Source organism: Amnibacterium soli, assembly GCF_039544415.1.
Classification (GTDB): domain Bacteria; phylum Actinomycetota; class Actinomycetes; order Actinomycetales; family Microbacteriaceae; genus Amnibacterium; species Amnibacterium soli.
The window spans coordinates 79,846-87,782 of record NZ_BAABLP010000010.1 but is presented as its reverse complement, the minus strand read 5'-3'; the positions used below and the strand labels follow the sequence as shown (position 1 = coordinate 87,782).

General features: G+C 73.9%; 9 protein-coding genes. 2 read left to right on the top strand and 7 right to left on the bottom strand.

The window, feature by feature from the left end; translation table 11 throughout:
• Positions 1-159: 159 nt before the first annotated feature.
• From cofC to ABEA53_RS16820, 4 genes are read right to left on the bottom strand one after another with little or no spacing between them, the layout of a single operon-like run.
• Entirely contained in the window at positions 160-885 is a 726-nt protein-coding gene (gene cofC, locus ABEA53_RS16835) for a 2-phospho-L-lactate guanylyltransferase (protein ID WP_345482474.1), read from the bottom strand.
• Positions 882-1,697, bottom strand: a complete 816-nt coding sequence (cofE, locus tag ABEA53_RS16830; RefSeq protein WP_345482473.1) for a coenzyme F420-0:L-glutamate ligase — start codon at positions 1,695-1,697, stop codon at positions 882-884. The genes cofC and cofE overlap by 4 nt, the downstream gene beginning before the upstream one ends.
• Positions 1,694-2,662 (bottom strand): TIGR03557 family F420-dependent LLM class oxidoreductase, encoded by a 969-nt coding sequence (locus tag ABEA53_RS16825; RefSeq protein ID WP_345482478.1) that lies wholly within the window; start codon positions 2,660-2,662, stop codon positions 1,694-1,696. The genes cofE and ABEA53_RS16825 overlap by 4 nt, the downstream gene beginning before the upstream one ends.
• A 42-nt stretch (positions 2,663-2,704) precedes the next feature.
• Positions 2,705-3,226, bottom strand: a complete 522-nt coding sequence (locus tag ABEA53_RS16820; protein WP_345482472.1) for an Lrp/AsnC family transcriptional regulator — start codon at positions 3,224-3,226, stop codon at positions 2,705-2,707.
• 99 nt (positions 3,227-3,325) lie between these two features.
• Between ABEA53_RS16820 and ABEA53_RS16815 the strand changes: the two genes are divergently transcribed.
• A complete protein-coding gene (locus ABEA53_RS16815; protein ID WP_345482471.1) occupies positions 3,326-3,790 on the top strand; it encodes a DUF2000 domain-containing protein in 465 nt (154 codons plus the stop codon).
• Between the two features lie 60 nt (positions 3,791-3,850).
• On the opposite strand, the gene ABEA53_RS16810 is transcribed toward ABEA53_RS16815, so the two are convergent.
• Genes ABEA53_RS16810 through ABEA53_RS16800 form a run of 3 tightly spaced genes read right to left on the bottom strand, consistent with a single transcriptional unit; the run spans position 3,851 to position 7,209 of the window.
• The gene (locus tag ABEA53_RS16810; protein WP_345482470.1) at positions 3,851-4,489 is read right to left on the bottom strand and encodes an MOSC domain-containing protein; all 639 of its coding nucleotides are present in this window, start codon (positions 4,487-4,489) and stop codon (positions 3,851-3,853) included.
• Positions 4,482-4,973, bottom strand: coding sequence for a pantetheine-phosphate adenylyltransferase (gene coaD, locus ABEA53_RS16805; protein ID WP_345482469.1), 492 nt, complete (start codon positions 4,971-4,973; stop codon positions 4,482-4,484). Before coaD ends, ABEA53_RS16810 begins: the two co-directional genes overlap by 8 nt.
• 55 nt (positions 4,974-5,028) lie before the next feature.
• Positions 5,029-7,209, bottom strand: coding sequence for an ATP-dependent DNA helicase RecG (locus tag ABEA53_RS16800; RefSeq protein WP_345482468.1), 2,181 nt, complete (start codon positions 7,207-7,209; stop codon positions 5,029-5,031).
• Positions 7,210-7,369: 160 nt separating this feature from the next.
• On the opposite strand from ABEA53_RS16800, the gene ABEA53_RS16795 reads away from it, so the two are divergent.
• Positions 7,370-7,936, top strand: a complete 567-nt coding sequence (locus ABEA53_RS16795; RefSeq protein WP_345482467.1) for an RsmD family RNA methyltransferase — start codon at positions 7,370-7,372, stop codon at positions 7,934-7,936.
• Position 7,937: the final 1 nt, after the last annotated feature.

Genomic DNA, 7,937 nt, shown 5'->3' with positions numbered 1-7,937 from the left:
CGTCTGGGGGCGAGAAGGAACATTACGTGGACCCCCACCCCACCGCAAACACCACCGCCACCTCGGGCGTGTCGCACCCGGGTCTCCCCCTGAACGCGACGAGCCGCGTCCTCCCGATCGGCTCGGGTGGGCGCGGCTCCGTCGGAGGATCAGCGGCGATCAGGTCGTGGCGGTACCGGGACCGGTCGCCTCGGTCGCCTTGCCCGGTCGGTACGGCCCCCGACGGAGCGTGCCTCGTGCGGGAACGGGCACGGCACCGAAGCCGGCCTGCAGCTGCATCGACGCGAGGACCGCGCTCGTGTGCCGGCCCACCCCGAGGCGCATCGCGATCTCGAGGTCCTCCGGGGTGTCCACGTCACGGCGCAGCCGCTCGGTGCCGCGGATCAGCCGGTGCCCGAGGTCACGGTGCCGCATCGCCGATCCGACGCCGAACGCAGGGAGCAGCGGCATGCCCGGCTGCCCCGTGAGCAGCACGGTGCCGGTGCCCGGGGCGTCGGCGACGACCCCGAGAGGGATCTCCTCCGCGATCTCGAGCGTGCGTTCGAGGTCCTCCGGCGTGAGCGCCGGCAGGTCACCCGTGAGCACCGCCTGCCCGAACTCCGGCCAGCGGTCGTTCGCGACGCGCAGTCCCGTGGCGATGGCGTTGTTCAGTCCCGGCGCCTGCTGCGTGACCACCGTCACCGCGACGGGCAGGCCCAGGTCGTCGACCAGCTGCGGGTCGTCCGTGACGACGAGCAGCATGCGCACGTGCTGCGACGCCGCGACCGCGTCGAGCGTGTCCCGCGCGAACGCCTCCGCGAGCGCGGGCCGCTCCGGCCGGTCCCCCAGCCGCCGCTTCCCGTCGCTGAACCGCTTGATGGGCACCAGCACCACCCAGTCGATCACCAGGCACCTCCGTCGACCTCGTCGTCGGACGAGCCGCTCGTCTCCTGCGACCCCTCCGCGTAACCGTTCCGGTAGCCCTCGGCGTACGCCTCGGCGCTGCCCTGCCGGAACATGTCCTCGTTCCCGAGGCGCACGATCGAGCGCGCTCCCGGTCCGTCCACGTCCAGCACGTGCTCCCCCAGCCCCCGCACCACGGCGACGGGCCTGTTCTCGGCCTTGCCCTTCACCAGATCCGCCAGGGCGGCGATCTCGTCGGCGACGGCGACCACCGTCACACCCATGGTGCGCCCGTTCGCGTCGGGCAGGCCGCGCAGGTCGTCCACGACCCGGATGCCCGCCGCACCGATCGCCACGTCCGTCTGGCCTCGCCGCCACGGTCTGCCGAGCGTGTCCGAGACCACCACGCCGACCGGTGCCCCCGTCACCGCGATCAGCGCGGTCCGGAGACGCGCCGCGGACTCGTCGGGGTCGACCGGCAGCAGCAGCACCGTGCCGGGCTCGACGTTGCTGGAGTCCACCCCGGCGGCCGCGCCGACGATGCCGAGACGGTTCTCGACGATCCGGGTGACGCCGCCGCCCGGCTGCTCGCGCACCGCGACGACCCGCACGGTCTCGTCGGTGATCGCCTGCTCGCGGTCGTCCGCGACGACCTGCCGACCCTCCGCCTTCGACACCACCTTGCTCGACACCACGACGACGTCCCCTGCCTCGAGGCGCCCGGTCGCCGTGACCAGGATCGCGGCGAGGTCGTCGCCCGCGTGGATCTCGGGCACGCCGTCCGGCGCCCAGCAGCGGATCTCCGCGACGCTCATCGATGCAGCTTCGGCAGGACGTCGCGCGAGAAGACGTCGATCCACTCGCGCTGGTTCCGGCCGACGTTGTGGAGGTAGATGCGGTCGAAGCCGAGGTCGGCGTACCGCTGCAGGGCCCGCAGGTGCTCGTCGGGGTCGGCGGAGACCACCATCCGCCCCTCGAAGTCCTCCGGACGCACCATGCGCGCCATCTGCTCGAACTCGAACGGGCTGCGGATGTCGCCCTTGGGGAACTTCATGCCGCCGTTCGGCCACTCGTGCATGGCGTTGGCGAGGGCCTCCTCGTCGGTGGGCGCCCAGGACAGGTGGACCTGCAGCACCTTCGGCGCCTTCGACGGGTCCTTGCCCGCCTCCCGCTGCCCGGCGTCGAAGCGCTCGAACAGGCCGGAGATCTTCTCGAGCGGCGCACCCACGGTGATCAGGCCGTCGACCGCGCGACCCGCCCGCTTGGCCGTGACCGGGCCCGCGGTCGCCACGAGGATCGGCGGGCGCTCGTCCATCGTCCACAGCCGTGTGGACTCGAGCTTGAAGAACTGGCCCTGGAACTTCACGTCCTTGCCCGCGAGGGAGGCGGTGAACAGCTTGTCGATGATCTCGATCGCCTCGAACATGCGGTTGATCCGCTCGGGCGCCTCGGGCCAGTAGCCGCCGACGACGTGCTCGTTGAGCGCCTCCCCCGAGCCGAGGCCGAGCCAGTGCCGCCCCGGGTACATCGCGGCCAGCGTCGCGGACGCCTGGGCGACCATCGCCGGGTGCCAGCGGAAGCTCGGCGCCGTCACGCCCGGCCCGAAGTCGCCGGTGGTCCGTTCCCCGAGGGCGCTCAGCACGTTCCAGACGAACGCGCTCTGCCCCTGCGCCGGCACCCACGGCTGGAAGTGGTCCGCGGCCATGACGCCGGTGAAGCCCTTCGACTCCGCGTAGGCCGACAGCGCCACCGCCTCCGTGGGGTGGAACTGCTCGAGCATCGCGGCGTAGCCGATCTGGAGGGCGGACACCTGTTCATCCTCTCATTTCCCGATGATCGGCCCGTCTGAGGAGGCGGTGGGCCGACGCGGTCGGTCCCCGGCGGACCCGGAGGGTTCCGGGCGCACGACGGCGGCCCGGACGTGCTCGTAGACCACGCTCGTGCGCACGTCGGCGACCTCGGGCCGTTCGGTCAGCCGGTCGATCACGAAGGCGTAGAGCGCCTCGTTGTCCGCCACGGCGACGTGGAGCAGGAAGTCCTCCGCCCCCGCGACGACGAAGACCCCGACCACCTCCGGCAGCTCGATGGCCCAGGTGCGGAACCCGTCGATGTTCGCCCGGCTCGGCGGCCGGATGCGGACGGCGATCAGCGCCTGCACGCCGCGACCGATCGCGGCGAGGTCGACCTCGAGCCTCGCGCCGCGGATCACGCCGCGGCGGATCAGTCCGCGGACCCGGTCGAGGGCGGTCGTCGGGGCGATGCCGACCGCGGCCGCGACCGCGCGGTTCGTCTGCCGTGCGTCGCGCTGCAGCTCGGCCAGGATCGCCGTATCCAGTTCGTCCACGGACGGCATTCCAGCACAGCACCCGTACGTCGTACGGCGGAGCATCCGCCGGGCCGCGTCCTGCTCCTATCGTCGGCCCGCGAGATGGAGGAGGTACGGATGAGCACGATCGGGTTCGAGCCGGGCGAGGTCGACCAGAGCGCACCGACGCGGGACGCGCGACTGAAGTGGGTGGTGGTCGTGGACGACCAGCAGCCGGAGGGGCGGCGCGCCAACGCGGTCGCCTGCATCGCGGCGGCGTTCGGAGCGCGCGTGCCGGGCCTGCTCGGCACGGACGGGGCCGACGCGGACGGCGCCGTGCACCCGGGACTGCCCTGGGCGGGCTGCAGCCTGCTCGCCGGCGACGCCGAGCGGCTCGTCGCGCTGCGGACGCGCGCCGCGGAGGAGGAGGGCGTGCTCGTGATCGGCATGCCCGCCGCCGCCCAGGAGTCGCGGGTCTACGACGAGTACCTGGCAGCCCTGGCCGGCACGCCGACCGCCGAGCTGCGGGAGATCGCCCTCGGGCTGCTCGGCCCGCGCAAGGCGATCGAGCGCCTCACCCGCCGGCTGCGGCTGCTCGGCTGACCCCGCCGGGGTGCGGCACCCGACGGAGCCGGGTGCCGCACCGCCCCGCCGGACGGACGGTCAGGCGCGGGCGAGCGCCTTCTCGATCTTCCGGTGCACGTCGTCCTGCAGGCGGACCGCGCCGCTCGCCTCGGCTGCCAGCAGAGCGCGGGCGTCGGCCGGGGCCTGCTCCGTGAACCAGCGGCCGATGGTCACGCCGTGCGCCGGACGGTCGACGACCTCGATCGCGTCGCCGGCCTGCACGTCGCCCGCGCGGATCACGCGGAAGTAGACGCCCGGCGCACCGTGCTCGTCGAAGCGCCGCTGCCAGCCCTTCACGCCCATCCGGCGCTCGAACACCCCGCAGGGCGTCCGCGGGCTGGTCACCTCGAGCACGACCTTCTCGCCGATCCGCCAGCGCTCGCCGATCACGGCGCCGGTGACGTCGACGCCTCGGGTCCGCAGGTTCTCGCCGAACAACCCGGGCGGGATCTCGCGGCCGAGGTCCTGCGCGAACCACGCGGCGTCCTCCTCCGCGTAGGCGTAGACGGCCTGGTCCGCGCCGCCGTGGTACTTGCGGTCGGCCTGCACGTCGCCGTGCACGCCGAGCGCGCGGATCCGCAGCGGTCGCTCGACCGGGCGCTTGTCGATGGCGGTGACGCCGATGCTGCGCTCCGGAAGCAGCTGGTGCACGACGCAGACCGCGACGACCTCAGCCACGGGACGGCCCCTGCGGCTGCAGCGCGGCCGCGACGACGCGCGGCACGTACGGCGACACGTCGCCGCCGAGTGCGGCGACCTGCCGCACGAGCGAGCTCGAGACGTGGCTCGTCGCGGGCTGGGCCACCAGGAACAGCGTCTCCACGCCGGCGAGGTCGCGGTTCACGAGCGCCATCGGCGTCTCGTAGGCGGCGTCCGTCGCGCTCCGCAGCCCCTTCACGATCGCCTCGGCGCCGACGTGACGGCAGTAGTCGACGAGCAGCCCCTGCGACCAGGAGTCGACCTCGACGCCGTCGACGCCCGCCTCCGCGAGCGCCTCGCGCACCAGGCGCACCCGCTCGTCGACCGCGAGCAGAGCGGACTTGCCGGGGTTGTGCGTCACGAGCACGTGCAGGCGGTCGAACAGCCGCGCAGCGCGGCCGATCACGTCCAGGTGACCGAGGGTCACCGGGTCGAACGAGCCTGGGACGACCGCGATCCGCACCCGCCCATCCTGGCGGATGCCGCGTTTCCGAGGGATGACGTGCCTGCGGCGCGCGTCAGCTCTTGTCGAGGAACGCCCGCGACTCCTCGTCGCTGGAGCGCTCGATCGCGGCGCGCAGCACGGGGTAGGCGTCGAGGGCGGGGTCCTCCGCGAGGATCGCCGCCGCGGTGTCGCGCGCGAGCTCGATCAGCTCGCCGTCGCGGGTCACGCGCAGCAGCTTCAGCTGCGACCGGCCGCCGGACTGGCTCGCGCCGAGCACGTCGCCCTCGCGGCGCAGCTCGAGGTCCGTCTGCGCGAGCGCGAAGCCGTCGGTGGTGGCCGCGACCGCCTCCACGCGCTCGAGCGCCGGCGTGCCCGCCTCCGCGTGGGTCACCAGGAGGCAGAGCCCGGGCAGCCCGCCTCGGCCGACGCGGCCGCGCAGCTGGTGCAGCTGCGAGACGCCGAACCGGTCGGCGTCGAGCACCACCATGAACGTCGCGTTGGCGACGTCGACGCCGACCTCGACGACCGTGGTCGCGACGAGCAGGTCGATGCGGCCATCGGCGAAGGCCGTCATCACGGCGTCCTTCTCCTCCCCCGACATCCGCCCGGTGAGCGCCTCGATGCGGCGGCCCGCGAGCGCCGGCTGCGTGCGCAGGTCGGCGAGCACGCCGGTGACCGTCGCGCGCGGCACCGCGCCGTCCTCGCCCGCGAGCAGGTCGCCCTCGTCGTCGTCCGCGCCGATCGCGGGGCAGATGACGTAGCCCTGCCGGCCCTGCTCGATCTCCTCCCCCGCCCGTCGCCACACGTTCGGCAGCCAGCGCGGCTTCTCGGCGAGCGGCACGACGTGGGAGGTGATCGGCGCGCGCCCCGCGGGCAGGCCGCGGATCGTGGAGGTCTCGAGGTCGCCGAAGACCGTCATGGCGACCGTGCGCGGGATCGGCGTCGCGGTCATCACGAGCGTGTGCGGTGCGCTGCCCTTGCGGCGCAGGATCTCGCGCTGCTCGACGCCGAAGCGGTGCTGCTCGTCGACGACGACGAGGCCCAGGTCCTCGAACTCCGTGGTGTCCGACAGCAGGGCGTGCGTGCCCACGACGATCTTCGCCCGGCCGGTGATGATCTGCAGCGCGGCCTTGCGCCGCGCGGCGATGCCCATCTGCCCGGTGACGAGCGTCGGCATCAGCTCCGCGGAGAGGTCGGGGCCGAGGATCTTCGCGATCGAGCGGAGGTGCTGCGCGGCGAGCACCTCGGTGGGGGCGAGCAGCGCGGACTGGCCGCCCGACTCCGCGACCGCGAGCATCGCCCGCAGCGCGACGAGCGTCTTGCCGGAGGCGACCTCGCCCTGCAGCAGCCGGTGCATCGGCGCCTCGCCGGCGAGGTCGGCCAGGATCTCCGCGCCGACGGCCTTCTGGTCGTCGGTCAGCTCGAACGGCAGCCCCGCGTCGAAGCGCTCGAGGTGGCCGCCGGGCGCGGGCCGGCGCTCCGTCGCCGCGAACATGGCGCGGACCGCGCGGCGCTGCAGCAGGGCGGTCTGCAGCAGGAACGCCTCGTGGAAGCGCAAGGTGCGCTTGGCCTGCACCCAGTCGCCGTCGTGCGCGGGGCGGTGGATCCGCTGCAGCGCTGCCTCGTAGCCCATCAGGTGCGCGATGCGGCACACCTCGAGCGGCATCGGGTCCTCGAGGCCGCCGATGCTCGCGAGCGCGAGCTCCACCGCCTTCTCGATCTTCCAGGTGGTGAGCGCCGCGGTCGCCGGGTAGATCGGCAGCGGGATCTCCTCCCACCGCTTCGCCCCCTCCGGGTCCACCTCGGGGTCGGGCGGCTCCTGGCCCTCTTCCGTGAACATCTGGTGCTGCGGGTGCGCGAGCTGCCGCATGCCGTTGTAGAGCTTCACCCGGCCGCTGAACAGGCCGCGCCGACCGGGCACGAGCGCGTTCGCGTTCTTGTCGTCGGTCAGGAAGGGCTGGTTGAAGAAGACGAGGGAGAGCGTGCCGGTGCCGTCGGAGATCAGCACCCCCTGCATCGTGCCGCGGCGCGCGCGAAGCCCGCGGCTCGTGGCCCGCAGCACCTCCGCGACGATCGTCACGTCGGTCTCGAGCGGCAGGGCGTCGAGGCGGCTGAGCTCCCCGCGCTTCACGTAGCGGCGCGGGTAGTGCGAGAGCAGGTCGCCGACCGTGCGGATCTCGAGCTGCTTCTCGAGGAGCTTGGCGGTGCGGTCGCCCACGACGGCAGCGAGACGCTGATCGAGCGGCCCCGCCATGCGCCCCATCGTACGAACCCGCGCCGACACCGCGGGAGCGCGGGCTCCGCCGCCTGCGTGCATCGCGCCTCCGAGCGGCGGCTCCGGCCTGATCCGGCCGTCGGCGGCCGCCCGGCACGGGCCGCAGACGCCCGTCGTCCGGATGCGGGAGGCTTGCCGGATGCCGAGGATCGTCGCCGGGTGGGCCGGCTCGCTGCAGCTCGCCGTGCCGCCCGACGGCACGCGCCCCACGAGCGACCGCACGCGCGAGGCGATCTTCTCGATGCTGGAGGCGCGCGACGCGATCGAGGGCGCGGCGGCCGTCGACCTCTACGCGGGCTCCGGCGCGCTGGGTCTCGAGGCGCTGAGCCGCGGTGCCGCCTCCGTCGTCCTCGTGGAGAAGGCGCCGCGCGCCGCGAAGGTGATCCGCGACAACGTCGGGCGCATGCGCAGGGCGGCGCCCGGACCGCTCGACGCCAGCGTCGTGCAGCACGCCGTCAGCACGTGGCTGGCGACGGCCGCTCCGGGCATCGGGCTCGCGTTCCTCGATCCGCCGTACTCGATCTCCGACGAGCAGGTCCTCGGCGACCTCGCCGCGCTGCTGCCGCTGCTCACCGACGACGCGGTCGTGCTGCTCGAGCGCTCGTCCCGCTCGGGCGACCCCGCGCTGCCGCCCGGGCTCGAGCTGGTGCGCACCCGCAGCAAGGGCGACACCGCGGTGCACCTCCTGGTCCCCGCCGCGTCCTGAG

What these genes read in the sequence shown, in the direction of transcription:
- ABEA53_RS16795 (WP_345482467.1), top strand. Translation starts at nt 7,370, where the DNA reads ATGCCGAGGATCGTCGCCGGGTGGGCCGGCTCGCTGCAGCTCGCCGTG.
- ABEA53_RS16800 (WP_345482468.1), bottom strand. Translation starts at nt 7,209, where the DNA reads ATGGCGGGGCCGCTCGATCAGCGTCTCGCTGCCGTCGTGGGCGACCGC.
- ABEA53_RS16815 (WP_345482471.1), top strand. Translation starts at nt 3,326, where the DNA reads ATGAGCACGATCGGGTTCGAGCCGGGCGAGGTCGACCAGAGCGCACCG.
- cofE (WP_345482473.1), bottom strand. Translation starts at nt 1,697, where the DNA reads ATGAGCGTCGCGGAGATCCGCTGCTGGGCGCCGGACGGCGTGCCCGAG.
- ABEA53_RS16825 (WP_345482478.1), bottom strand. Translation starts at nt 2,662, where the DNA reads ATGCTCGAGCAGTTCCACCCCACGGAGGCGGTGGCGCTGTCGGCCTAC.